The 24,674-nt window shown below is 72.3% G+C and carries 20 protein-coding genes and 1 rRNA gene; 5 read left to right on the top strand and 16 right to left on the bottom strand.

The window, feature by feature from the left end; all coding sequences use genetic code 11:
* Window positions 1-98 precede the first annotated feature (98 nt).
* Window positions 99-1,748, bottom strand: coding sequence for a CTP synthase (locus tag ACFC0Z_RS27435; protein ID WP_376443207.1), 1,650 nt, complete (start codon window positions 1,746-1,748; stop codon window positions 99-101).
* Window positions 1,749-2,244: 496 nt separating this feature from the next.
* Between ACFC0Z_RS27435 and ACFC0Z_RS27430 the strand changes: the two genes are divergently transcribed.
* Together ACFC0Z_RS27430 and ACFC0Z_RS27425 are read left to right on the top strand one after the other, a co-directional pair.
* On the top strand, window positions 2,245-4,047 hold the full coding sequence (locus ACFC0Z_RS27430) for a glycoside hydrolase family 15 protein (RefSeq protein ID WP_376443204.1): 1,803 nt from the start codon (window positions 2,245-2,247) through the stop codon (window positions 4,045-4,047).
* 83 nt (window positions 4,048-4,130) lie between these two features.
* The gene (locus tag ACFC0Z_RS27425) at window positions 4,131-5,519 is read left to right on the top strand and encodes an FAD-binding oxidoreductase (protein ID WP_376443202.1); all 1,389 of its coding nucleotides are present in this window, start codon (window positions 4,131-4,133) and stop codon (window positions 5,517-5,519) included.
* Here ACFC0Z_RS27425 and ACFC0Z_RS27420 read toward each other — a convergent pair whose 3' ends face one another.
* Together ACFC0Z_RS27420 and ACFC0Z_RS27415 are read right to left on the bottom strand one after the other, a co-directional pair.
* A complete protein-coding gene (locus ACFC0Z_RS27420; RefSeq protein ID WP_376443199.1) occupies window positions 5,520-7,172 on the bottom strand; it encodes a flavin monoamine oxidase family protein in 1,653 nt (550 codons plus the stop codon).
* A 56-nt stretch (window positions 7,173-7,228) separates the two neighbouring features.
* Window positions 7,229-8,779, bottom strand: coding sequence for an APC family permease (locus ACFC0Z_RS27415; protein WP_376443197.1), 1,551 nt, complete (start codon window positions 8,777-8,779; stop codon window positions 7,229-7,231).
* A gap of 161 nt (window positions 8,780-8,940) precedes the next feature.
* On the opposite strand from ACFC0Z_RS27415, the gene ACFC0Z_RS27410 reads away from it, so the two are divergent.
* Complete coding sequence (locus tag ACFC0Z_RS27410; RefSeq protein WP_376443195.1) at window positions 8,941-10,563, top strand: PucR family transcriptional regulator; 1,623 nt, start codon at window positions 8,941-8,943, stop codon at window positions 10,561-10,563.
* 125 nt (window positions 10,564-10,688) lie between these two features.
* Here the strand turns inward: ACFC0Z_RS27410 and ACFC0Z_RS27405 are convergent, their stop codons facing one another.
* From ACFC0Z_RS27405 to ACFC0Z_RS27380, 6 genes are all read right to left on the bottom strand, one after another.
* Window positions 10,689-11,768 (bottom strand): glycosyltransferase family 4 protein, encoded by a 1,080-nt coding sequence (locus tag ACFC0Z_RS27405; protein ID WP_376443192.1) that lies wholly within the window; start codon window positions 11,766-11,768, stop codon window positions 10,689-10,691.
* Between the two features lie 239 nt (window positions 11,769-12,007).
* Window positions 12,008-12,739, bottom strand: a complete 732-nt coding sequence (locus tag ACFC0Z_RS27400; protein ID WP_376443189.1) for a hypothetical protein — start codon at window positions 12,737-12,739, stop codon at window positions 12,008-12,010.
* Window positions 12,736-14,478 carry a DNA repair protein RecN gene (recN, locus tag ACFC0Z_RS27395; protein ID WP_376443186.1) on the bottom strand — a complete coding sequence of 581 codons (1,743 nt, stop codon included), beginning with the start codon at window positions 14,476-14,478 and terminating at the stop codon, window positions 12,736-12,738. The genes ACFC0Z_RS27400 and recN overlap by 4 nt, the downstream gene beginning before the upstream one ends.
* Window positions 14,479-14,534: 56 nt before the next feature.
* Entirely contained in the window at window positions 14,535-15,473 is a 939-nt protein-coding gene (locus tag ACFC0Z_RS27390; protein WP_376443183.1) for an NAD kinase, read from the bottom strand.
* Window positions 15,470-16,285 carry a TlyA family RNA methyltransferase gene (locus ACFC0Z_RS27385; RefSeq protein WP_376443180.1) on the bottom strand — a complete coding sequence of 272 codons (816 nt, stop codon included), beginning with the start codon at window positions 16,283-16,285 and terminating at the stop codon, window positions 15,470-15,472. Before ACFC0Z_RS27385 ends, ACFC0Z_RS27390 begins: the two co-directional genes overlap by 4 nt.
* 7 nt (window positions 16,286-16,292) lie before the next feature.
* A complete protein-coding gene (locus ACFC0Z_RS27380) occupies window positions 16,293-16,544 on the bottom strand; it encodes a hypothetical protein (RefSeq protein ID WP_376443177.1) in 252 nt (83 codons plus the stop codon).
* Window positions 16,545-16,586: 42 nt separating this feature from the next.
* On the opposite strand from ACFC0Z_RS27380, the gene ACFC0Z_RS27375 reads away from it, so the two are divergent.
* A complete protein-coding gene (locus tag ACFC0Z_RS27375; RefSeq protein ID WP_376443174.1) occupies window positions 16,587-16,934 on the top strand; it encodes an SCP2 sterol-binding domain-containing protein in 348 nt (115 codons plus the stop codon).
* 18 nt (window positions 16,935-16,952) lie between these two features.
* Here ACFC0Z_RS27375 and ACFC0Z_RS27370 read toward each other — a convergent pair whose 3' ends face one another.
* From ACFC0Z_RS27370 to ACFC0Z_RS27355, 4 genes are all read right to left on the bottom strand, one after another.
* On the bottom strand, window positions 16,953-17,810 hold the full coding sequence (locus ACFC0Z_RS27370; RefSeq protein WP_376443171.1) for an ABC transporter ATP-binding protein: 858 nt from the start codon (window positions 17,808-17,810) through the stop codon (window positions 16,953-16,955).
* Complete coding sequence (locus ACFC0Z_RS27365) at window positions 17,807-18,841, bottom strand: FecCD family ABC transporter permease (protein WP_376443168.1); 1,035 nt, start codon at window positions 18,839-18,841, stop codon at window positions 17,807-17,809. The genes ACFC0Z_RS27370 and ACFC0Z_RS27365 overlap by 4 nt, the downstream gene beginning before the upstream one ends.
* On the bottom strand, window positions 18,838-19,797 hold the full coding sequence (locus tag ACFC0Z_RS27360; protein WP_376443613.1) for an iron chelate uptake ABC transporter family permease subunit: 960 nt from the start codon (window positions 19,795-19,797) through the stop codon (window positions 18,838-18,840). The genes ACFC0Z_RS27365 and ACFC0Z_RS27360 overlap by 4 nt, the downstream gene beginning before the upstream one ends.
* A 145-nt stretch (window positions 19,798-19,942) precedes the next feature.
* Window positions 19,943-21,010, bottom strand: coding sequence for an HAD hydrolase-like protein (locus ACFC0Z_RS27355; RefSeq protein WP_376443166.1), 1,068 nt, complete (start codon window positions 21,008-21,010; stop codon window positions 19,943-19,945).
* Between the two features lie 81 nt (window positions 21,011-21,091).
* On the opposite strand from ACFC0Z_RS27355, the gene ACFC0Z_RS27350 reads away from it, so the two are divergent.
* Window positions 21,092-22,387: a DUF1015 domain-containing protein gene (locus ACFC0Z_RS27350; protein ID WP_376443163.1), complete on the top strand. Its 1,296-nt coding sequence runs from the start codon at window positions 21,092-21,094 to the stop codon at window positions 22,385-22,387.
* Window positions 22,388-22,440: 53 nt separating this feature from the next.
* Here the strand turns inward: ACFC0Z_RS27350 and ACFC0Z_RS27345 are convergent, their stop codons facing one another.
* The 3 genes from ACFC0Z_RS27345 to rrf all read right to left on the bottom strand — a co-directional run bounded on the left by ACFC0Z_RS27345 (window position 22,441) and on the right by rrf (window position 24,507).
* A complete protein-coding gene (locus ACFC0Z_RS27345; RefSeq protein WP_376443160.1) occupies window positions 22,441-23,208 on the bottom strand; it encodes a hypothetical protein in 768 nt (255 codons plus the stop codon).
* A complete protein-coding gene (locus tag ACFC0Z_RS27340; protein WP_376443158.1) occupies window positions 23,205-24,098 on the bottom strand; it encodes a hypothetical protein in 894 nt (297 codons plus the stop codon). The genes ACFC0Z_RS27345 and ACFC0Z_RS27340 overlap by 4 nt, the downstream gene beginning before the upstream one ends.
* 292 nt (window positions 24,099-24,390) lie before the next feature.
* Window positions 24,391-24,507, bottom strand: a 5S ribosomal RNA gene (rrf, locus tag ACFC0Z_RS27335).
* Between the last annotated feature and the right edge of the window lie 167 nt (window positions 24,508-24,674).

Raw genomic sequence — 24,674 nt, 5'->3', positions numbered from 1 at the left:
GTCCTCCGAACGTGACATGAGACAACACGCGAAAGCCGGGGTACGCGTCCCGGAAGGGACCCGTACCCCGGCTACGTTAACGCGCCGCCGTGCTCGTACTACTTCGCGGTCTTGCGCTCCACGGCCGCCTTGACCAGGCCCGCGAAGAGCGGGTGCGGCCGGGTCGGACGCGACTTGAGCTCCGGGTGCGCCTGGGTGGCTACCAGGTAGGGGTGGACCTCGCGCGGGTACTCGACGAACTCGACGAGCTTGTTGTCCGGGGAGGTGCCGGAGAAGACCAGACCGGCCTTCTTCTCCAGCTCGGCGCGGTAGGAGTTGTTCACCTCGTAGCGGTGACGGTGGCGCTCCTCGACGTACGGCTCGTCGCCGTAGGCCTCGCGGACGACCGAGCCGTCGGCGAGCTTCGCCGGGTAGAGGCCGAGGCGCATCGTTCCGCCCAGGTCACCGGCGCCCTCGACGTACGCGAGCTGCTCCTCCATCGTCGAGACGACGGGGTGCGCGGTCGCCGGGTCGAACTCGGTGGAGTTCGCCTCGGGGATGCCCGCCAGGTTCCGCGCGGCCTCGATGACGATGCACTGGAGGCCGAGGCAGATGCCGAGCAGCGGCACCTTCTTCTCACGGGCGTACTGGATCGCGCCGATCTTGCCGTTCACACCGCGGTCGCCGAAGCCGCCGGGGATGAGGATCGCGTCGACGTCGCCGAGCTGCTTCTCCGCGCCGGCCTGCGTCTTGCAGTCGTCGGAGGTGACCCACTTGACCTTGACGCGGGCCTTGTTGGCGAAGCCGCCGGCGCGCATGGCCTCGGTGATCGAGAGGTAGGCGTCGGGCAGGTCGATGTACTTGCCGACGAGCGCGACCGTGACCTCGTGGACGGGGTTGTGGACGCGGTCGAGGAGGTCCTCCCAGACGGTCCAGTCCACGTCGCGGAAGGGCAGGTCGAGCTTGCGGACGACGTAGGCGTCCAGGCCCTCGGTGTGCAGGACCTTCGGGATGTCGTAGATCGACTTGGCGTCGATCGCGGCGACGACCGCGGCCTCGTCGACGTCGCACATCAGCGAGATCTTGCGCTTGATGGCGGTCGGGACCTCGCGGTCGGCGCGCAGCACGATCGCGTCGGGCTGGATGCCGATGTTGCGGAGGGCGGCGACCGAGTGCTGGGTCGGCTTGGTCTTCAGCTCGCCGGAGGGGCCGATGTAGGGCAGCAGCGAGATGTGCACGACGAAGACGTTGTCGCGGCCGACCTCGTGGCGGACCTGGCGGACGGTCTCCAGGAACGGCAGCGACTCGATGTCGCCGACCGTGCCGCCGACCTCGGTGATGACGACGTCGACGTCGTCGGTCGCCATGCGGCGGATCCGGGACTTGATCTCGTTCGTGATGTGCGGGATGACCTGCACGGTGTCGCCGAGGTACTCGCCGCGCCGCTCCTTGGCGATGACCTGCGAGTAGACCTGGCCGGTGGTGACGTTGGCCGAGCCGTCGAGGTCGACGTCGAGGAAGCGCTCGTAGTGGCCGATGTCCAGGTCGGTCTCGGCGCCGTCGTTGGTGACGAACACCTCACCGTGCTGGAAGGGGTTCATCGTGCCCGGGTCGACGTTCAGGTACGGGTCGAGCTTCTGCATCGTGACCCGCAGTCCGCGGGCCTTGAGGAGCGCACCCAGGCTGGAGGCGGTCAGGCCCTTGCCGAGGGAGGAGGCGACACCCCCGGTGACGAAGATGTGCTTGGTCGTCGTGGTGTTGGGCGGCATCGCCAAGAGGGGGCTCCCGTGGTCGCGTTTGGAGGTGCGTTCCGGCGTGCCCTCCGGAAGAATCGGGGGGTGCCGTCGCTGCGGTTTCGGGGGTCTTCGGCTGTCGCCGTTTCCCACCGGTCCACGGGGTACCAGGGTATCAGCGACATCGGGAGACCGCTTCCGGCCACGCGCGGCAGTCGGGTGGACGCGGTCCGCCACGGGCGGAGGAGCCGCCGGAACGACGGCCCTCATTACCGCCCGGAACCGTCCTGGGGGAGGTTGCCGAAAGTGTGTTCACCCGATCGGAGCAGTGCCGTTACCGAGGTGATCACCGGGTCACTAGGGTGCGTCGTATCCTGCTCGGACATTGCCCGCCGAGCCGGCCGGCCAGCGGCACCACCCCGCCCGTCAACCGGACCGAGAGCTCGGCGACGAACCCTTGACCGCTGACGTTCGGGTAACTGGAGCAAGCGCCCCGAGGGGCGGACGTGGCCGTTCGACTGGAGTGAAGCACGTGGCCGGGCGCATCGAGGATTACGCACTCATCGGAGACATGCAGACCGCCGCCCTGGTCTGCCGGGACGGCAGCGTGGACTGGCTGTGCCTCCCACGCTTCGACTCCCAGGCGGTCTTCGCGGGACTCCTCGGCACAGAGGACCACGGATTCTGGCGGGTGGGCCCGGCCGGGCCCCGGAACGCCGAACCGGCCCCCGCCGACCGCCGCCGCTACCGGGGCGACTCGCTGATCCTGGAATCCGAGTGGGACACCCCGCGCGGCACGGTCCGGGTGACGGACTTCATGCCCCCGCGCGACGGCGCCCCGCAGCTGATCCGGATCGTCGAGGGCGTCTCGGGCCGGGTCCCGATGCGCTCCGCGCTGCGGATGCGGTTCAGCTACGGCCGGATCGTGCCCTGGGTGCACAAGGTCGGCGAGCGCACGGTCGCCGTCGCGGGGCCGGACTCGGTGTGGCTCGACACGGACGCCGAGACGCACGGCGAGGACCTCACCACGTACTCCGAGTTCACCGTCTCCCCCGGCGACCGGATCACCCTCACGCTCTCCTGGCAGCCCTCCCACAAGGAGGCGCCGCCCCTCCCCGACCCCGAGGGGTCCCTGGAGGCCACTGTCGAGTTCTGGCGCGAGTGGGTCGAGCACTGCACGTACCACGGCCCCTACCGCGAGGCCGTGATCCGCTCCCTGATCACCCTGAAGGCGCTGACGTACGCGCCGACCGGCGGGATCGTGGCCGCCCCGACGACCTCCCTGCCCGAGGAGATCGGAGGCGTACGGAACTGGGACTACCGCTACACCTGGCTGCGGGACGCGGCGATCACCCTCTCCTCGATGCTGCGCACCGGCTACCGCGAGGAGGCCCGCGCCTGGCGGGACTGGCTGCTCCGCGCGGTCGCGGGCGACCCGGAGAACCTCCAGATCATGTACGGCATCGCCGGGGAGCGCGAGCTCGGCGAGGCGGAGCTCGACTGGCTGCCCGGGTACGAGAACTCCGGCCCGGTCCGGGTGGGCAACGGCGCCGCCAACCAGCTCCAGCTGGATGTCTACGGCGAGGTCACCGAGGCCCTGCACCTCGCCCACATGACGGGCCTGTCCCGCAACGACTACGCCTCCCTCCTCCAGCTGAAGCTGATCAAGTACCTGGAGACCCACTGGGACCAGCCCGACGAGGGCATCTGGGAGGTCCGCGGCCCGCGCCGCCACTTCACCCACTCCAAGGTGATGGCCTGGGTGGCCGTCGACCGCACGATCAAGCTCATCGAGTCCGGCGACGCCGACGGGCCCCTGGAGCGCTGGCGCGAGCTGCGCGACACCATCCACCGGGACGTCTGCGAGAAGGGCTACGACAAGGAGCGGAACACCTTCACCCAGTCGTACGGCTCCAAGGAGCTCGACGCCTCGCTGCTGCTGATCCCGCAGATGGGCTTCCTGCCGCCGGACGACAAGCGGGTCATCGGCACGATCGAGGCGATCCAGCGGGAGCTGTCCACGGAGGACGGTTTCGTGCTGCGCTATCCGACGGCCGGCGACGAGGCCGGCGTCGACGGCCTGGAGGGCGACGAGGGCGCGTTCCTCGCCTGTTCGTTCTGGCTCGCCGACGACCTGGCGATGATCGGCCGGGTCGACGAGGCCCGGGCGCTCTTCGAGAAGCTGCTCGCGCTCCGCAACGACCTCGGCCTCCTCGCCGAGGAGTGGGACTCCCGCCTCCAGCGGCAGGTGGGCAACTTCCCGCAGGCCTTCAGCCACGTCCCGCTCATCGACACCGCCCTGCGCCTGACGGCGAGCGGGGCGTACGGCGGCTGAGGCGGCCGCCACGGAGCGCGCGGGGACGGGCCCCGGACCTACGATGAGAGGGTCCCGTCCCCCGTACCGAAAGGGGGGCTCCCATGGCTCCCCAGGTCTCCGAAAGCGCCCTGGCCGGACTGGTCGAGGACCTCGCGGGCGAGGTGTTCCTCCCCGGCGATCCGGGCTACGACGCGGCCCGTGCCGTGCACAACGGCATGATCGACCGGCGTCCGTCGGTGATCGCCCAGTGCGCCACCGCGGCCGACGTCTCCAACGCGATCCTCTTCGGCCGTGACACCGGGCTTCCGATCGCGGTGCGCGGCGGCGGACACAGTGTCGCCGGTACCTCCGTGATCGACGGCGCCCTCGTCGTCGACCTGCGCCGGATGCACGGCACCGTCGTCGACCCCGAGGCCATGACCGTACGGATCGAGGGCGGGGCGACGATGGCCCACCTGGACCAGGCGTGCCAGCCCTTCCACGTGGCGACCACCGGGGGGCGGGTGTCGACGACCGGGGTCGGCGGCTTCGTGCTCGGCGGCGGGTCCGGCTGGCTGGAGCGGAAGTTCGGGCTCGCCAGCGACAACCTCCTCGCGGTCGACCTGATCACCGCCGAGGGCAAGCACGTCCGCGCCGACGCGGACGAGAACCCGGAGCTCTTCTGGGCGCTGCACGGCGGCGGCGGGAACTTCGGGGTGGCGACCTCGCTGACGCTGCGGCTGCATCCGCTGCCCCGGATGAGCATGGTGATGCTGTTCTTCCTGCCGGACAAGGCGCCCGAGGTCGTCCGCCTCTACCGCGACCTCGTCGAGGGCGCGCCCGACGGGATCGGCGGCGGCGCGATCTACCTGCCCGCGCCGCCGGAGCCGTTCGTCCCGGAGGAGCTGGTCGGCAAGCTGCTCTGCGGCGCCCTGTTCACGTACGCGGGACCGGTCTCCGAGGTCCGCGAGCTGGCGGCGCCGCTCTTCGCGCTCGGCCCCGTGGTGGAGCTGGTGGACGATCTCCCGTACGCGCAGCTGCAGTCGATGCTGGACGACCCTCCGGGGCTGCGGAACTACTGGTCGGCCGAGTACCTGCGGGAGTGCCCCGACGCGGCCGTGGACGTCTTCTGCGAGCGCGGGGCGCGGATCCCGGCCGGGACGGCCACCCAGCACGTGCTGTTCCCGATGGGCGGGGCCGTGGCCGCCGGGCCCTCCGCGTACCCGCAGCCGTGGCGCACCGCTCCGTGGGCGGTGCACCCGTTCGCGACCTGGGAGGACCCGGCGTACGACGAGCAGGCGAGGCAGTGGGTGCACGACGTCCGGGCGGACGTGCGGCCCTGGGCGCTCGACGCGACCTATCTGAACTTCGTCGGGGACGAGGGCGAGCGGCGGATCGTCTCCTCCTTCGGTGAGGAGAACCACCGCCGGCTCGCCGCCGTGAAGGCCGCTTACGACCCCGACAACGTGTTCCGGTTCAACCAGAACATCGCCCCCGCCCCCGCCGCCTGATCAACGCAGCGCGGCGATCACCTCCTTGGCGGCGCGCTCGCCCTCGGTGGCGCCGCCTTCCATGAAGCCCTGGAAGTCGTACGAGCAGTGCTCGCCGCCGATGTGGACGTTGCCCTGGGCCTTGCCCTCGTAGCCCGCGTACCGGTGGAGGTAGCCGACCGGCCAACAGGAGTACGCGCCGAGCGAGTACGGGTTCTTGTGCCAGGCGGAGAGCTGGGCGCGGCCCGTGTACGCCTTGGAGGTGCCGGGGAAGAAGGCGTCGATGCCGGCCAGGTAGCGGGTCACCAGGGACCGCACGTACGGGTCGGACTCGGTGGAGAACGGCCCGGCCGGGTTCAGGTTCTTGGCGAGGCTGCCGCCGCCGTACTGGAGCAGGATGCCGCCGGTGCCGCCCTGGATCTTGGTGGTGTCCCAGGTCTGCTGGACCTCGGTGTCGGTGAAGCAGTCACCGGCGGAGACGCCCGGCCAGGCGCCGGTGCCGCGCCAGGGGCGGGTGGCGAACTGCATGTTGAGCTTGGTGCAGTAGCCCATGCGGGCGTCCCGCAGGAGGTTCTTCATGAGCGGGTCGAAGCCCGCGAGGGAGAGGTCGAGCTGCTTGAGGATCGGCAGCGGGAGGCAGAGGATCGTCTGGTCGGCGGTGACGGTCCGGGTGGCGCCCGCCTCGGAGAAGGTCAGGGTCTGGGTGCCGTCCGCGTTGGCCCGTACGGCCGTGAGGGACCAGCCGTACCGCAGGGTGCCGGGCTTGAGGGCACCGGCGACGGCGTTCGGGAGCCGGTCGTTGCCGCCGACTATGTGGTAGCGCTCGTTGGAGAGGCCCCAGACGTTGAAGTTGCCCGGGTTGGTCTGGTAGCCCATGAGCAGGACGAGGGCGAGCGAGGACTGCTCGGTGGTGTCGGCGCCGTACTCGACGTTGTAGGCGACGTCGAGGAACTGGCCGAGCCGCGAGGAGTGGCCGCCGGGGACGCGGGTCTCGATCCACTCGTACACGGACATGTTGTCGAGGGCGGTGCCGGTGGGCGTGGTCTGGTTCCAGTACACCTCGCCCGCCTCGGAGAGGTCGCGGCGCAGGGCCTGGTAGACCGCGTTGAAGTCCTCGTCGGCCTGGTCGCGCGAGTAGTAGCCGCCGTCGAACCAGAGCACCTCCTCGGCACCGTTGGGGCCGCCGCCGAGGAAGTCCTCGACCTGGAGGTTGAAGCGGCGGCAGAGTTCCAGGATCTTCTTGTGGCTCGTGTCGATCAGCTCGCCGCCGATCTCCGAGGTCTGCCCGTACGCCCAGTGGTCGCGCTGGGTCCACATGCGACCGCCGACCCGGGAGGGGTTGGCCTCGTAGAGGGTGGGGCTCAGGCCCGCGTCCTGGAGGGTCAGGGCGGCGGTGAGGCCGGAGATGCCGGCGCCGACGACGGCGATCCGGGCGTTGCTGTTGATCGGCGGGTCGAGCGTGGCGGCGCGGGCGGGGACGGCCCCGCCCAGGGTGGCGGCGCCCCCGGCGCCGACGGCCACACCGGCGGCGGCCGCGTACTTGAGGAGCGAGCGGCGTCCGAGGGCGTCGCCTCGCATGCCGCGGAGTTCGTCAACGGGGATGTTCAGTCGTCGTGCGTCGGCGTGCTCGGCGGCGAGACGCTTCAGGAGGTGCATCGGGTTGGTGCGTGCCATGGGGCGCTCCTGCGAGGAAGGAAGATGACGAAAGGAAAGTGGGGGGTGGGGGGAGATCAGCTCTTCACTGCGGCGGTGGCGGCGTCCGCGTCGGCGTCGGGCGCCTCGCCTGCCTCGCCGACGGCCTCGTCGTCGGAGCGCTCGGCGGCGTCCTCCAGGACGATGCGGCCGATGATCTCGTAGCGCTCCGGCCGCTTGGCCTTGAGGTAGAAGCCGAGGCCGAGCCCGCCGAAGAAGACGAGTCCGACGATCCACGGGATCGCCTTGAAGAAGAGGGAGTCGGCGGCGAGACCGGCCGCGGTCTTCATGTTGACCATCAGCAGCACGACGACGACGACCATGCCGATGCCGCCGAGGAGGGGGGCGACCAGGGTCTTGAACCAGTGCCGGTCCTCGGGGTGGTTCTTGCGGAAGTAGCCGATGACGGCGAAGGAGCAGAGGGTCTGGACGATGAGGATCGCCATCGTGCCGAGGATCGCGAGCAGGGTGTACAGGTGGATGTACGGGTCCTGGCCGGTGACCCAGAAGGCGACGACGAGGGCGACGGCGAGGGCGCTCTGCACGTACGAGGCGATGTACGGCGAGCCGTGCTTCGCGTGGGTGCGGCCGAGCGCCGGGTGGAGGAAGCCCTCACGGCCGATCGCGTAGAGGTAGCGGGAGGCGCACTGGTGGAAGGCCATGCCGCAGGCGAAGGAGCCGGTGAGCAGCAGCCACTGGAAGGCGTCGACGGCCCAGGCGCCGATGAAGCTCTCCGTGGGGTTGAAGAAGAGGTCGAGGGGCGAGGCGGAGGAGGACAGCTTCACGGACTCGTCGAGACCGTTGCCCGCGATCGTCATCCAGGAGACGTAGATGTAGAAGAGGCCTACGCCGATGACGGAGATGAGCGTGGCGCGCGGGATGACCTTCTTCGGGTCGCGCGACTCCTCGCCGTACATGGCCGTCGACTCGAAGCCGACCCAGGACCAGAAGGCGAAGAAGAGACCGAGGCCCGCGGAGGTGCCGGTGAAGGCGTTCTTCGGGTTGATCGGCTCGGTCGGGATGCCGTCGGGGCCGCCGCCGGCGATCAGGACGGCGGTGGCGACCGCGAAGAGGACCGCGATCTCGGCCACGAGCATCACACCGAGCGCCTTGGCGGTCAGGTTGATGTCGAAGTACGAGAGGACGGCCGTCACCCCCAGCATGACCGCCGCGTAGACCATCCAGTGCAGGTCGACACCCAGCTGGTCGATGACGGTCGTCTTGGCGAAGTACGCGAAGACACCGACGATCGAGGCCTCGAAGACGATGTACGCGAGGACCGCGAGCATGCCGGAGGCCATGCCGGCGATGCGGCCGAGGCCGTGCGAGATGAAGCCGTAGAACGCGCCGGCGGCGGTGATCCGCTTCGCCATGGCGACATAGCCGACCGAGAAGACCGTGAGGACGACCGTCGCGAAGAGGTAACCGGCGGGTGCGCCGATGCCGTTGCCGAAGCCGACGGCGATGGGGAGGTTGCCGGTCATCGCCGTGATCGGGGCCGCGGTGGCCACGGCCATGAAGACGACGCCGACGAGACCGACCGAGTTCGCCTTGAGTCGGTTGACCTCTGGGGTGGAGTTGGTTGCCATGGCGCAGGAGCATCCTCGCGTGTGATGCAAGCCACAATCGACATGCGGTCAAACAATTCCGGCCATGGGGCGACGAGTTGTCGGGCAGTTGTACGAAGTGTCCTCCCCCGTAACCGTGAGGTGATGTCCCCGGAACACAGACGCGGGTAGCGTCCGGGCCCATGGACAATCAGGGCGGGATCACCGTGCAGCGGGCACTGGAACTTCCGGGGCTGCGCGGCGGACTCCCGGAGGTCGTGGCCGGCGCGGACCGGCTGCACCGCACCGTGCGCTGGGTGCACGCGGGCGAGGTGCCGAACATCGCGTCGCTGCTCAAGGGCGGTGAACTGCTGCTCACCACGGGACTCGGCCTCGGCACCCGCCCGGCCGAGCAGCGGTCCTTCGTCCGCCGCCTCGCGGACCGGGGCATCGCGGCCCTCGTCGTCGAACTCGGCCCGCGCTTCGCCCGGCTGCCGGCGACGATAGTGGAGACCGCGCGGGCCGCCGGCCTGCCCCTCGTCCAGCTGCACCGCGAGGTTCCCTTCGTGGCGGTCACGGAGGAGATACACACCGAGATCGTCAACGGGCACTACGCGCTCCTCCGCCAGGCGGAGGAGGTCCACCGCCAGTGCACCGAGGCGCTGCTCGGCGGCGGCGGGGTCCCGCAGGTCCTGCGCATCCTCTCCGACTTCGCCGCGAACCCCGTCTTCCTGGAGACCGCCGACGGCCAGCTCCTGTACGCGGCGGGCACCGAGTCCGGTCCTGCCGACCCGCTCCAGGTGTGGGACGGCATGCGCGGCCAGCGCGCGGCCCGCGAGTCCGGCCCGCCGGCCGGCACGGTCATCGTCGACGTCCCCGGCGGCGGACCCGGTACGGGCTCGGTACGGGCCCGGCTCGTCCTCCTCGCGGTCTCCGGCGCCCTCTCCCCCGTCCACCGCATGGCGGCCGAGCGGGCCGCGGGCATCCTCGCGGTCGTCCTCATGCAGGCCCGGCAGGAGGAGGAGCTGGCCGCGCGCGGCCGGGGCGACTTCCTGACGGACCTCGCGGAGGGCCGGATCACGACGGAGGCGGCACCGGCCCAGGCCAGGGTCCTCGGCTTCAAACCGGGCGACGGCCCCCTCCTCCCGGTGGTCATGCGCCTGGCCTCCGAACTCGCCCCCTCGGGCAACTGGGCCCTCCTGGCCCGCGCCGTCCTGGAGGAGCTCTCCTCCGTCGGCGTGCCCGTCCTCCTGGGCGTACGGCCGGTGGAGGGCCGGGTCCCCCTCCTCCTCGGCCTGCGCTCGGAGTCCGAGCGCACGGCGGTCGCGGACCGCGTCGCGGCGGCGCTGCGCGCCGGCGTGGAGCGGGCCGGCCTGGAACGCTCCGGCGCCAACCCGCCCGTGGTCGTCGTGGGCGTCGCCGGCAGCTGGGCCGCCGCCTCGGCCGGCCTGCGGCACGCGGCGGAGACGGCGACGGCCGCACAGGGCCTCTCGGACCGCCCCTGGCACGACGCCCGCCGCCTCGACATCGACCTGCTCCTGTGGCGCCTGCGGGACCACCCGGACCTCGCGGCCTTCGTGGACCGCGCGATCGGCCCGCTCCGCGACCACGACCGCGCCTCGCGCCCGCCGCTGCTCCCCACCCTGGAGACGTACCTGGCCCACGCGGGCCGCAAGGCGGAGACGGCCCGCGAACTCCACCTCAACCGCCAGACCCTCTACAACCGCCTGGCCCGCATCTCCGAACTCCTGGGCACGGACCTGGACGACCCCCAGACCGTCCTGGCCCTGAGCCTGGCCCTGCGAGCCCGCCGCCACACGACGTAGACCGTTCGTGCCCACCGGCCCGCACCCGCGAACAGCCCCCGGCAGGGTTACGGGAAGGGGCGGGGTGGGGGAGACATCCCCATCCCGCAACCGGCTCGGACGGACGCACTCCCGCCCGCCACGGGTTACCGTCCCGCCAACTCGTCGTACACGCTCAGCACATGCGCGACGGTCTCGTCCTCCGTGGGCCAGGTCCCCGCCTGCACCCGCCCCGCCGCGGCGAGATCCATCCGCCGGTCCACGTCCTCCAACAGCCCCCGCACCACCCCCGCGAGGGCACCCGCGTCCCCGTACGGCACCAACTCCGCCGCGTCCCCCACGAGTTCCGGCACCCCGCCCACCGCCGTGGCGACCAACGGCACCCCCAGCCGCAGCGCCTCCTGCGCGAGCAGCGACCGCGCCTCCCACCGCGACGGCAGCACCGCGACATCCGCCGCCGCCAGCAGCTCCGCGACGTCGTCGCGCCGCCCGATGAGCCGCACGGGCAGCCCCTCCGCCACGATCCGCCGCTGCAGCACGGAACGTTCGCGCCCCTCCCCCGCGATCACGAGCAGCGGCTGCGGATCGAGATCCCGCCACACCCGCGCCGCGTCGAGCAGCGTCTCGTACCCCCGCCCCCGCTCCAGCGCCCCGACGGCCATCAGCAACGGCCGGTCGACCGCCCCGAGTTCGGCCCGCGCCTTGCCGTCGTGCAGGCAGACGGGCCCGCGCGCGGGCGGTACGGTCACGGGCGCGAGCCGCGCGTCCCGCGCCCCGCTGCGCCGGGCCCGGTCGACGAGCTCGGAGGACGTGCCGAGGACGACGGTCGAGGCGCGCACGGTCCGCCGCTCCAGGAGCCGCCGCACCCCGCCCCGCGCACCCGCGAGATGGCTCCGGCTGTGCCAGGTGGTCACGAGCGGGGAGCGTCCCTCCCCCGAGAGCGCGAGCGCGGCCCGGACGGACGCGGCCAGGCCGTGCGCGTGGACGACGTGCGCCCCGATGCAGGCGTTGCGGAGCGCGGTGACGGTCGCGGGATCGCCGAGGTGCGGCAGCGGCACGAAGTGGGCGCCGGCGCCGAGGTAGTCGTAGACGCGGTCGAGCGCCGCCGGGGCGCACACGGTCACCCGCACGCCCCTCGCCACCAGCCCCGAGGCGAGTGATCGGACGTGCGCGCTACTGCCCGCGCTGCCGCCGCCCAGCACTTGAACCGTACGGAGCTGTGTCACGTGCACAGGATGCCAGCCCGTACCCGTGACCGTACGCACGTTCCGGCACCGAAATGGCGTCGTTCCCTTGTACGGAAGGGGCGTGGCGCGAAGTCGATGTCACGGGTTCACCCACTCGAGTGAGCGCCCCAACCGAAAGCACGCTCCCCTCAGGCACTCAAGCGGCTCCTGAGCTCTCCGCACCCGCCCGAGCCGGTCCCGGACTCCCCTCAGGCGCCCGAGCCGGTCCTGGACTCCCCTCAGGCGCCCGAGCCGGCCCTGAACTCCCCCCACGCGGCCGCGGCGACGAGCCCCGCCGCGTGCGCGGCGAGCCCGATCCGCCCGTTCCCGACGGCGATCGCCGCACCGACGGCCGCGCCGAGCGCGTGCGCCCCCGCGTCGCCGAGCATGGCGCGCTCCGCGAGGTCGTCCCCGAGGACCGCCGCCGCGGCCCCCATGGGCGCGGCGGCGAGCGAGCCGCGCAGCAGCCCGGGCGCGCCGAGCGCGAGGACGGTGAGCCCGGCCCGCCCGGGCCGTACGTCCACGAGGTTCACCAGATGGGCGCTGCCGGCGATGACGACCCCGGCGAGCACCTTGTCCACCGGCCTCTCCTTGAGCAGCGCCCCCGCCACCAGCGCAGCCGCCCCGATGCCGACGAGCTTCACGGCACCGCTGGTCGCCTCCCCCTCCCGAAGCGCCGTCAGATGCGCCCGGAATCCCCGCCGGTGATCGCCGCGCAGGTCGTCGTACCGCCCGCAGACGGCCCCGGCGGCGACGGCCAGAGCGGCCGCCGGAGCGCCGGGCAGCACGGCGACGGCCGAGCCGAACGCGGCGGCGGGACCGGCCTGGAGAGCGACCTTCCGCCCGGCGTGATTGGTCCGCTCCCACCCGTCGGGGTTCCCCGGCGGACGCTGCCGCAGCCCCGCGTACGCGAGCCGGGTGGCCCCGAACGCCAGGGCGAAGGTGCCTATGCGCCCGAGCTCCCGCCTCACGCGTCCGCCCGGGCCGCCGCGAGCAGCTCCTCCGCGTGCGCCCTGGCCGTCTCGGAGTCCTCCTGGCCCGCGAGCATCCGGGACAGCTCCCGTACGCGCTCCTCGCCCTCCAGGACCGTGACGCCGGAGCGGGTCACGGAGCCGTCGTGGGTCTTCTCCACGAGCAGCTGCCGGTCGGCGAAGGCCGCGACCTGCGGCAGGTGGGTGACGACGACGACCTGCGCGGTCCTGGCGAGCTTGGCGAGACGGCGGCCGATCTCCACGGCCGCCTTGCCGCCGACACCCGCGTCGACCTCGTCGAAGAGGTACGTGGGCACGGGGTCGACCCCGGCGAACACGACCTCCACGGCGAGCATCACACGGGAGAGCTCACCACCGGACGCGCCCTTGGCGATCGGCCGCGGCGGGGCCCCGGGGTGCGGGGCGAGCAACAGCTCGACCTCGTCGGCGCCGGACGGCCCGTACGCGACCCGCCGGCCGCCGACCTCGACACCCTCGGGGTCCTCGGTCTGCGCGAGCGAGAAGGACACGCGCGCGTGCGGCATGGCGAGCGAGGCGAGCTCCTCGGTGACCGCGGCGGCGAACCGGTCCGCGGCCTCCGTGCGGGCGTCGGTGAGCGCCTGCGCGAGGACGGACAGCTCGTCGCGGAGCCGGTCGCGCTCGGCGGTCAGCTCCTCGACGCGGTCGTCGTCGCCGTCGAGCTCGCCGAGCCGTCCGGCGCTCTCCTCGGCCCAGGCGAGGACGCCCGCGATGTCGGCGCCGTACTTCCGGGTCAGCTGGGTGAGGGCCGCGCGCCGCTCCTCGACGGCGGCGAGCCGCAGCGGGTCGGCGTCGAGGTCGTCGGCGTACCCGGCGAGTTCGGTGGCCACGTCGCCGAGCAGGATGGAGATCTCCCCCATCCGGTCGGCGAGCGCCGCGAGGGCCGGGTCGTGCGACCGGACGCCCTCCAGGGCCCGGCCGGCGCCCGCGACGAGGGTCGTCGCGTCGACGGCCTCCGGGTCCTCCGGGTTGCCCGCGAGCGCGCCGTGCGCGAGCGCGGCGGCGGAGGCGAGCGCCTCGGCGTGGCCGAGCCGCTCCGCCTCGGCGGCGAGCTCGACGTCCTCCCCGGGCAGCGGGGCGACGGCCTCGATCTCGCCGAGCCCGAACCGCAGCAGATCGGCCTCCTGGGCCCGCTCACGCGCCCGGGTGGTGATCTCCTCCAGCTCGCCGGTGACGGCCCGCAGCCGCCGGTACGCCTCCCCGTAGGAGACGAGGGGTACGGAGACGGCCTCGCCCGCGTACCGGTCGAGCGCGCCGCGCTGCCGGGCGGGCTTGAGGAGGCCCTGCTGGTCGGTCTGGCCGTGGACGGCGACGAGTTCGTCGGCGAGCTCGGCGAGCAGCCCGACGGGCACGGAGCGCCCGCCGAGGTGGGCGCGCGAGCGGCCCTCGGCCGAGACGGTACGGCTGACGAGGAGCACGCCCTCGTCGAGCTCGGCCCCCGCCTCCTCGGCGCGTACGGCGGCGGGCGCGCCCTTGGGCACGCTGATCCGTCCCTCGACGACCGCCGAGCCCGCGCCGATCCGTACGAGGGCCGGGTCGGCCCGTCCGCCGAGCAGCAGGCCCAGACTGGTCACGACCATGGTCTTGCCCGCGCCGGTCTCACCGGTCACCGCGGTGAAGCCGGGCGACAGCTCGACCACCGCGTCGTCGATGACCCCGAGCGACCGTATCCGCATCTCCTCCAGCACGCCCCAGACCATACGAGGTTTCCCGGGTCGGATGCGACATCGGCCCGGGCGAAACACCCCTGGGAGTGTCAGTGCGGCGCGCCCCGCCACCCCGACACCGGCAGCGCGAACTTCGCGACGAGCCGGTCCGTGAAGGAGGCGTGGTGCAGCCGGGCGAGCCGGACGGGGACGGCTCCGCGCCGCACCTCGACCCGCGCCCCGGCCGGGAGCTCCACGGTCCGCCGCCCGTCGCACCAGAGCACGCCGTGCGGGGTGTGCGGCTCGACCTCGACGGCGAGGACGGACTCGGGGGTGGTGATGAGCGGCTTGGCGAAGAGCGCGTGGGCCCCGATCGGCACCATGAGCAGCGCCTCGACCTCGGGCCAGACGACGGGCCCGCCGGCCGAGAAGGCGTACGCGGTCGACCCCGTCGGTGTCGCGCAGATCACGCCGTCGCAGCCGAATCCGGTCACCGGCCGCCCGTCGATCGCGAGGACGACCTCCAGCATCCGCTCCGGGGAGACCTTCTGGACGGCGGCCTCGTTGAGCGCCCAGTCGCGGTGGAGGACGTCCCCGTTCTCGTACACGACGACGTCGAGGGTCATGCGCTCCTCGACCTCGTACGCCTTCGTCACGACCCGGTCGACGACCTTGTCGAGGTCGTCGCGCTCGGCCTCGGCGAGGAAGCCGACGCGGCCGAGGTTGACGCCGAGCATCGGCACCCCGGAGGCGCGGGAGAACTCGGCGCCGCGCAGCAGCGTGCCGTCCCCGCCGAGGACGACGAGGAGTTCACAGCCGTCGAGGGCGTCGGAGCAGGCCTCCGGCACCTTCTCGACGGAGGGCGGCAGCGGCAGGTCGGAGGCCTCGGCCTCCAGGACCCGGACGCCGATGCCGCAGCGCAGCAGCCCCAGGACGACCAGTTCGGCGCTGCGCACGGCGGCGGGTCTGCCGGTGTGCGCGAGCAGGAAGACGGTACGGCTTGCTGTCTCTGGTGCTGCTGTCTCTGATGCTGCTGCCGTTGAGCTCAACGAGGTCCTTCCGCCACGGCGCGGTCGACATCCGCCGGATCGAGCGCGGGCGCGCCCGCCCGCAGCCACAGAAAGTACTCGACGTTGCCGGAGGGGCCGGGCAGAGGGCTGGCGGTGACGCCGAGGACACCGAGGCCGAGCTCGCCGGCCCGGCGGGCCACGTTCTTGACGGCGTCCGCGCGCAGCTCGGTGGAACGGACCACTCCGCCGGTGCCGAGCCGCTCCTTGCCCACCTCGAACTGGGGTTTCACCATCAGGACGAGGTCGGCGTCGGGGGCCGTGCAGGCCGCGAGGGCGGGCAGGACCAGGCCGAGCGGGATGAACGACAGGTCGCCGACGACGAGGTCGACGGGGATCCCGTCGATCGCGTCGAGTGTCAACTCGCGGACGTTCGTGCGGTCCTTCACGGTGACGCGCTCGTCGCTCTGGAGCGACCAGGCGAGCTGACCGTAGCCGACGTCGACGGCGACGACGTGGGCCGCGCCCGCGCGCAGCAGCACGTCGGTGAAGCCGCCGGTCGACGCCCCGGCGTCCAGGGCGCGCCGGCCCTCTACCCGCAGGCCCTGCGGCACGAAGGCCTCGAAGGCCCCGGCGAGCTTGTGGCCGCCGCGGGAGACGTAGTCGGGGTCGGAGTCGTCCTGGACGACGACGATGGCCGCGGCGGTCTCGACCTGGGTGGCGGGCTTGGTGGCGACGGTCTTGCCGACGGTCACCCGGCCCGCGGCGATCAGCTGGCTGGCGTGCTCGCGCGAGCGCGCGAGCTTGCGCCGTACCAGCTCGGCGTCGAGACGGCGGCGTGCCGGTCCTGCCACGTTCGGTTCAGCTCCTGTTGTCGTGCGTACGGGGGGTGGGGTGCGCGTCCAGCGAGGTCAGCTCGGCGCGCAGTCCACGGTGTACATCCTCGTACACCGCCAGGTGTCCGTCCGCCGGGAGGTCGTCCACCTCGGCGAGACGCGCGAGGTGGGCGTCGACGGCCTCGTGGCCCGTGGCCTCCCGCCCGACGCCGAGCGGCGCGGGCGCGGCAGGGGAATCCGGGGTCTCGCCGGAAGGTTCCGGCATCTCGTCGCTCATGCCACGACGCTATCGCGAAGCCCTGAGGTACGGTCGACGGCCATGGCGACGATCACTGAGTGCCGCGGCGCACTGGACCGGCTGTCGGACAACCTCGCGCGGGCCGACGGCGACGTGCGGGGCGCGGCCGCGTTCGACCGCACCCTGAGCTGCCACATCACGGACCTGGACACCACCTTCACCGGCCGTCTCGCCGACGGCCGGATCGAGGTCGCGGACACGGTGCCGGGCCCGCCCGCGACGAAGGCGCAGATCCGGCTCGCGATGACCGGCGACGACCTGGTGGCGATGGTCGGCGGCGAGCTGAACTTCGCGAAGGCCTGGGCCTCCGGCCGGGTCAGGCTGGAGGCCGGCTTCCGCGACCTGATGCGCCTGCGGTCACTCCTCTAGGAGACCGCCGGACAGGGCTCAGACGGCGGTACGGGCCCGGGTCCTGGCCTGCCGCCCCGCCGGGACGACCAGCGGCGTCCCCGTCTCCGGGTCCTCGATGACCTGGCAGCGCAGCCCGAAGACCCGCTCGACGAGCTCGGCGGTGACGATCTCGGACGGCGGGCCCTCCGCGACGACCTCCCCGTCCCGCACGGCGATGAGGTGGGTCGCGTACCGGGCCGCGTGGTTGAGGTCGTGCAGGACGGCGACGAGCGTCCGCCCCTGCGTCTCGTGCAGCTCCGCGCACAGGTCGAGGACGTCGATCTGGTGCTGGATGTCGAGGAAGGTCGTCGGCTCGTCGAGGAGCAGCAGCGGCGTCTGCTGGGCGAGCGCCATGGCGATCCAGACGCGCTGGCGCTGTCCGCCGGAGAGCTCGTCGACGTACCGCTCGGCGAGCTCGGCGACACCGGTCGAGGCCATCGACTCCTGGACGACCCGCTCGTCCTCCGGCGACCACTGCCGCAGCAGCCCCTGGTGGGGGTAGCGGCCGCGGGCGACGAGGTCGGCCACGGTGATGCCGTCGGGGGCGATGGAGGACTGCGGGAGCAGCCCGAGGGTCTTGGCGACCTTCTTCGCCGGCAGCGAGTGGATCGAGGCGCCGTCGAGCAGGACCTGCCCCTGGGAGGGCTTCAGCATCCGGGAGAGCGCGCGCAGCAGGGTCGACTTGCCGCAGGCGTTGGGTCCGACGATGACCGTGAAGGAGTTGTCGGGGATCTCTACGGACAGGTCGCGGGCGATGACCCGCTGCTCGTACGCGAGGGTGACCGACTCCGCGCTCAGCCGCTGCTTCCGCCGACCGCCCATACCCGTACTCCCCATGTTCTTGTTCGTGGTCATATCCGGCCCGCCTTGCGTTCGGTGACGAGCAGCCAGAGCAGGTAGCAGCCGCCGAGGATGCCGGTGACGACACCGACGGGCAGCTGGCGCTCGCCGAAGGCGTTGGTGGCGATCCAGTCGGCGACGAGCAGCAGCGCCGAGCCCATGAGGGCGGAGGCGGCGAGGTTGGGGCCGGGCGCCCCCGTCAGCCGGCGGGCCAGCTGCGGAGCGCTCAGCGAGACGAAGACGATGGGCCCGGCGGCGGAGGTGGCGACGGCGACGAGCAGCACCGCCGAGGCCATGAGGACGATCCGGGTCCGCTCGACCTTCACCCCGAGGGCGTACGCGGCGTCGTCGCCCATCTCCAGCATGCGCAGGGCCCGCCCGTGGCCGAGGACGAGCGGCAGCAGGACGCAGCAGACGGCGAGCAGCGGCCAGAACTGCGACCAGTCCCGCCCCTCCAGGGAGCCGGTCAGCCACACCGTGGCGCGGGTCGCGTCGACCATGCTGGCCTTGGTGATGAGGTAGTTGATGACCGAGGTGAGCATGGCGGCGGCGCCGATGCCGACGAGGACGAGCCGGTAGCCGTGCACGCCCTTCTTCCACGCGAGCAGGTAGATCGCCAGTCCGGTGGCGATCCCGCCGACGACGGCCCCGCCGGCCACGGCGGCGGCGCTGCCCTGGAAGAGGACGATGACGAGGAGGGCTCCGACGCTGGCGCCCTGGCCGAAGCCGATGACGTCGGGGCTGCCGAGCGGGTTGCGGGAGACCGACTGGAAGACGGCCCCGCCGACGGCGAGCGCGGCGCCGACGAAGACGGCGACGAGGACCCGCGGCAGCCGCAGGTCCATGACGGCGAACTCCTGGACGGCGGTGCCCTTGCCGAGGAGCGTGTCGACGACCTCGGCCGGCGTCATCGGGAAGTCCCCGGTGCCGATGAGAACGACGGCGGCGGCGAGCGTGAGCACGAGCAGACCGAGGAGGGAGAGCGCGGCCCGGGGCTCGTACCGTACGGAGAAGGCTCCGCCGGCCCGCAGGGTCTTGGTGGTCACAGCTGGGCCATCCTCTTGCGGCGGACGAGTCGGATGAAGACGGGCCCGCCGATGAGCGCGGTCACGATGCCGACCTGGAGTTCGGAGGGCCGCGCCACGAGCCGCCCGACGATGTCGGAGCCGAGCAGCAGGACGGGCGCGAGGACGGCCGCGTACGGCAGGATCCAGCGCATGTCGGGCCCGGTGATCGCCCGCACCATGTAGGGGACCATCAGGCCGACGAAGATGATGGGGCCGCAGGCGGCCGTGGCGGCGCCGCACATCAGGGTCACGGACACCACGGCGACGGCCCGGGTCCTGTTGATGTTCGCGCCCAGCGCCCGGGCGGTGTCGTCGCCCATCTCCATGGCGTTCAGGGGCCGCGCGATGAGCAGCGCGAGGACGGCGCCGGCCAGGATGAAGGGGGCGACCTGCCGGACCGTCGCCATGTCGGCGGAGGCGAGCGAGCCGACGGTCCAGAACCGCAGCCGGTCGAGGGCGGCGGAGTTGAGCAGCTGCACGGCGTTGACGTACCCGTAGAGCGCGGCGGTGGCGGCGGTCCCGGCGAGCGCGAGCCGCACGGGGGTGGCGCTCCGGCTGCCGCCGAGCACGTAGACGACGACGGCGACGACGGCCGCGCCCACGAAGGCGAACCAGACGTAGTCCTTGGCGTCGACCACGCCGAAGAAGGCGATGGCCGAGACGACGGCGGCCGCGGCCCCCGCGTTCACCCCGAGCAGTCCGGGCTCGGCGAGCGGGTTGCGGGTCAGCCCCTGCATCACGGCCCCGGAGAGCCCGAGGGCGAGGCCGACGAGCACCCCGAGCAGGGTGCGGGGCACCCGGACGTCGTGGATGACGATGTCGTTGCCGACGCCGCTGTTCTGGAACAGGCCGTGCCACACGTCCCCGAGCGGCACCGGCTTGGCGCCGATCATGATGCTCAGGACGCAGACCACGAACAGGGCGAAGACGGCCACCCCCAACCCGACGGCGCGCACGGAGTTCCGGCGCGTCGGGGACGGGGCGGCGGGCGTCGACGGCGCGCTCGCTCGGGAAGTGGTGCTCTCAACCAACACGCAGTTAGGTTAGCCTACCCAACTCTCGCGACCAGCCCCCGGGAACTCACCGCCCCAGCCGCGCGAGCGCCTTCCCCGCGTCGAGACCACAGGCCCCGTCCCCGGCGGCGGTCCAGGCGGCCCCGCAGAGCGCCCGCACCCCGTCCATGACGTCGGCCCCGGCACCCTCCAGCACCAGCTGCCCCTCCGTCACGGAAGCGAGCCACCCACCGCACGCGAAGACGCCGTCCCCGCTCTCCACGACCTCCGGCTGCCCCACCAGCAGCCCCCGCAGATCCTCCGCGACATACGTCGGCCGGTGCTCCGGCACCGCCCGGAGCAGCTGCGCCACGTCCGTCACCCCGGTGAAGACGAGCAGCGAGTCCACACCCCCGTTGAACGCGCCCTCGATGTCCGTGTCCAGCCGGTCCCCCACCACCAGCGGCCGTGCGGCCCCCGTCCGCAGCACCGTCTCGCGGTGCATCGGCGGCTGCGGCTTCCCCGCGACCTTCGGCTCGAACGCGTGGCCGGTGGCGATCCGTACGACCTCCACGGCGGCCCCGTTCCCCGGCCCGATCCCCCGCGCTCCGGGAATCGTCAGGTCCGTGTTCGAGGCGTACCACGGCACCCCCCGCCCCACGGCGTACGCGGCCTCCGCGAACCGCGCCCACGGCATCCCCGGACCGCCGTACCCCTGCACGACCGCCACCGGGTCGTCGTCCGCCGACTCGACAGGGTCGAGCCCCCGCTCCCGCAGCGCCACCCGCAGCCCCTCGCCGCCGATCAGCAGCACCCGCGACCCCGGCGGCACGTCCTCGGCCACCAGCCGCGCGACAGCCTGCGCGGAGGTGACGACGTCACCGGGCTCCGCCGGAATCCCGAGCTCGGTCAGGTGCGCGGCGACCTCGTCCGGCGTCCGCAGCGCGTTGTTGGTGACGTACGCCAGATGCATCCCGCCGTCCCGCGCGGTCCCGAGCGACTCGACGGCGTACGCGATGGCCTCGCCGCCCGCGTAGACGACACCGTCCAGGTCGAGCAGCGCCGTGTCGTACGCCTCGCTCAACGGCGTCGCGCTACCGCCCGGAGCCCTCCTGCCGCCGCCGCTCCGCTGCTCCTGGCCGATTCGCGTCGTCACCGCTCACTCCTCACATCACCGGGTGAAATTCCCCCGCTCCCCCGATCATCTCCCATGCCCGCGCACACATACGATGTCGAGATGAACACCTCAGGTCACGCGGCCGACGACGTCCGCGACGCCGCAGACGGGCTCCACCTGGCCCCGTTCCGCGGACTCCGTTACGTCCCCGAGCGGGTCGGCAGCCTCTCCGCCGTGATGTCCCCGCCCTACGACGTCGTCGTACGACCTGACGGACTGCTCCATCTGGAGTCGGCGGACCCGCACAACATCGTCCGCCTGATCCTCCCGCAGGCCATCACCGCCGGCACCCGTCACCGCAAGGCCGCCGTCACCCTCGACCGCTGGCTCGCCGACGGCGTCCTCGCCCCGGACCCGGAGCCCGCGCTCTACGTGTACGAGCAGGAGGGCGACGGCATCCTCCAGCGAGGCATCATCGGCGCCCTGGAGCTCTCCACCCCGGACAAGGGCGTGGTCCTCCCCCACGAGGACGTCATGCCGCACGTGGTCGAGGACCGCGCCGCCCTGATGCGCACCACCGCGGCCAACCTCGAACCGCTCCTCCTCACCTACGTCGGCGACACCGGCAACGACGCCGACCAGGTCATCGACCGCACGCTCCTCCGCGAGCCGCTCCTCGCCACCACCACGGAAGACGGCTTCCACCACCGCCTGTGGGCGGTCACCGACCCGGCCGAACAGGCCGCCGTCGCCGGCGAGCTCCGCCGCCACCAGGCCCTCATCGCCGACGGCCACCACCGCTGGGCGACCTACCTGCGGCTGCGCGAGGAGCACACCGCGCCCGGCCCCTGGAACCACGGCCTGGTCCTCCTGATCGACACCGCCCGCTACCCCCTGCGGGTCCGCGCGATCCACCGCCTCCTCAACCGCCTCCCCGTCGCCGACGCCCTCGCGGCCCTCGGCGACTCCTTCCGGGTACGACGCATCGAGCGCCCCCTCGCGACGGCCCTCGAGGCCCTGAAGACCGCCGCGGCCGAGGGCAACGCCTTCCTCCTCGCGGGTGACGGCGCCTTCCACCTCGTCGACCGCCCGGACCCGGACCTCCTCGGCCGCACGATCCGCCCGGACCGCCCGGAGGCCTGGCGAACCCTGGACGCCACGGTCCTCCACTCCACCCTTCTGGACCACGTCTGGCACATCCCGGACGCCCCCGAGGACATCGCCTACATCCACGACACGGAGGCCGCCGTGGCCCAGGCGGAACGCCGAGGCGGTACGGCGGTCCTCATGCACCCGGTACGCGAGGAGGTCGTACGGGACCTCGCGCGCCAGGGCGTCACGATGCCCCGCAAGTCGACCTCCTTCGGCCCCAAGCCGGCGACGGGCCTGGTCCTGAGAAGCCTGGCACTGGACTGAACGAGAAAGGGCGGCACCCGATCGGGTGCCGCCCTTCTCACTGCCCTACAAGATCACCGCTTGTCGTCATCGTCGAGGTCGACATCGACGACCTCGTCGTCGAGGTCGTCGTCCTCGTCACCGAAGACGTCCACGCTCTCCTCGGAGTCGTCACCCGACTCCACGTCCGCGTCCACGCCCTCGTCCTCGTCCTCGTCCGAGTCGTCGAAGGCGTCGACGAACTCGACACCGTCGATCTCGGCGAGCCGGTCGGAGGCGTCCGTGGCGCCGTCCTTGTCGGCCTCCAGGGCCTTGGCGAACCACTCCCGCGCCTCGGCGTCACGGCCGGCGGCGAGGAGGGCGTCGGCGTAGGCGTACCGCAGACGCGCGGTCCACGAGTGCACGGCGCCGGAGGCCAGCTCAGGGCTCTGGAGCGTCACGATGGCGGCGTCCAGCTGACCCATGTCACGGCGGGCACCGGCGGCGACGAGACGCATCTCGACCTGGCCGGCCTTGTCCAGCTTCTGCACCTCGGGCTCACCGGCCATGGCCAGCGCGCGCTCGGGACGGCCCATGCCGCGCTCGCAGTCGGCCATGACGGGCCACAGTTCGACACCACCGCTCATCCGACGCGCGGCACGGAACTCGGCCAGCGCCTCGGAGTACTTCTGCGTGGCGTACGCGGCGAAGCCGGCGGCCTCACGCACGGCAGCGACACGCGAGGCGAGCCGCAGGGCGACGCGGGAGTACTCGTACGCCTTCTCCGGCTCCTCGTCGATCAGCTGGGCGACCATGACGAGGTTGCGCGAGACGTCCTCGGCGAGCCCCTTGGGCAGGCTCATGAGCTCCTGACGCACATCGTCGTCGATCTCCTCACCGGTGACCTCCGGCGGGATCGGCAGCCGCTTGATCGGCGCACGGTCCCCACGGTCCCGGTCACGGTCGTCCCGACGCCCGAACCCACCCCGGTCGTCCCGTCCACGGAACCCACCGCGGTCCCCGTCACGGCGGTCGTCCCGACGGTCGTCACGACGGAAGCCACCGCCACGGCTGTCGCCACCACGGTCGTCACGGCGGAAGCCGCCACCGCGGTTGTCGTCACGACGGTCGTCACGGCGGAAGGAGGAGGGCCGCTCGTCACGACGGTCATCGCGACGGAAGCCACCGCCACGGTTGTCGTCACGACGGTCGTCACGCGGGAACGAGGGCCGGTCGTCACGGCGGAAGGAGGAGGGCCGCTCGTCACGACGGTCATCGCGACGGAAACCGCCACCACGGTTGTCGTCACGGCGGTTGTCGTCACGGCGGTCGTCACGCTGGTACGAGGGCCGGTCGTCGCGACGGAAGCCGCCACCACGGTTGTCGTCCCGACGGAAGCCACCGCCGGCGCCACCGCCACGGTTGTCATCACGACGGAAACCACCGCCGGAGCCACCGCCACGGTTGTCATCACGACGGAAACCACCGCCGGAGCCGCCACCACGGTTGTCATCACGACGGAAACCACCGCCGGAGCCACCGCCACGGTTGTCGTCACGGCGGAAGCCACCGCCGGAGCCGCCACCACGGTTGTCGTCACGGCGGAAACCACCGCCGGAGCCACCGCCACGGTTGTCGTCACGGCGGAAACCACCGCCGGAGCCGCCACCGCGGTTGTCGCCACCACGGTCGTCACGGCGGAAGCCACCGCCACGGTTGTCATCGCGGCGGTTGTCGTCACGGCGGTCGTCACGCTGGTACGAGGGCCGGTCGTCGCGACGGTACCCGCCACCGCCGCCCCGGTTGTCGTCACGGCGCGGCCCGCGGAAGCCGCCCCGGTCGCCACCGCCCCCGTCGTTGCGACGCGGCTCGCGCTCCGGACGGCCGTCGGGAGAGTTGGTGGACATGTGGGTGACTCCTGTCTTCGGGTACTGCAGTCATTCTCGCGCAGCCGGCACTCCGCCGCGCATCGGAAAAGATCCATGGAAAAACAAAAGGACCCTTGGTCCCAGCGTGAACGCTGGGACCAAGGGTCCTGAAATATTGTTCGGCGGCGTCCTACTCTCCCACAGGGTCCCCCCTGCAGTACCATCGGCGCTGAAAGGCTTAGCTTCCGGGTTCGGAATGTAACCGGGCGTTTCCCTAACGCTATGACCACCGAAACCCTATCGGTTTCGAGCGAACAAGCACACTCTGTAATTGTTGTTCTAGCTCTAGAAACCAGCAACTGTTCGTTGCTTCAGAACTAACACAGTGGACGCGAGCAACTGAGGACAAGCCCTCGGCCTATTAGTACCGGTCAGCTCCACCCATTACTGGGCTTCCACAT

The sequence above is a fragment of the Streptomyces sp. NPDC056144 genome (assembly GCF_042264145.1).
Classification (GTDB): Bacteria; Actinomycetota; Actinomycetes; order Streptomycetales; family Streptomycetaceae; genus Streptomyces.
The sequence above is the reverse complement of the archived record's forward strand: the minus strand, read 5'-3'. Positions and strand labels throughout refer to the sequence as shown.

Coding starts and splice junctions, on each gene's coding strand:
- ACFC0Z_RS27435 (WP_376443207.1), bottom strand. CDS start 1,748: ATGCCGCCCAACACCACGACGACCAAGCACATCTTCGTCACCGGGGGT.
- ACFC0Z_RS27425 (WP_376443202.1), top strand. CDS start 4,131: ATGGCTCCCCAGGTCTCCGAAAGCGCCCTGGCCGGACTGGTCGAGGAC.
- ACFC0Z_RS27420 (WP_376443199.1), bottom strand. CDS start 7,172: ATGGCACGCACCAACCCGATGCACCTCCTGAAGCGTCTCGCCGCCGAG.
- ACFC0Z_RS27415 (WP_376443197.1), bottom strand. CDS start 8,779: ATGGCAACCAACTCCACCCCAGAGGTCAACCGACTCAAGGCGAACTCG.
- ACFC0Z_RS27410 (WP_376443195.1), top strand. CDS start 8,941: ATGGACAATCAGGGCGGGATCACCGTGCAGCGGGCACTGGAACTTCCG.
- recN (WP_376443186.1), bottom strand. CDS start 14,478: ATGGTCTGGGGCGTGCTGGAGGAGATGCGGATACGGTCGCTCGGGGTC.
- ACFC0Z_RS27380 (WP_376443177.1), bottom strand. CDS start 16,544: ATGAGCGACGAGATGCCGGAACCTTCCGGCGAGACCCCGGATTCCCCT.
- ACFC0Z_RS27375 (WP_376443174.1), top strand. CDS start 16,587: ATGGCGACGATCACTGAGTGCCGCGGCGCACTGGACCGGCTGTCGGAC.
- ACFC0Z_RS27370 (WP_376443171.1), bottom strand. CDS start 17,810: ATGACCACGAACAAGAACATGGGGAGTACGGGTATGGGCGGTCGGCGG.
- ACFC0Z_RS27350 (WP_376443163.1), top strand. CDS start 21,092: ATGAACACCTCAGGTCACGCGGCCGACGACGTCCGCGACGCCGCAGAC.
- ACFC0Z_RS27345 (WP_376443160.1), bottom strand. CDS start 23,208: ATGAGCCTGCCCAAGGGGCTCGCCGAGGACGTCTCGCGCAACCTCGTC.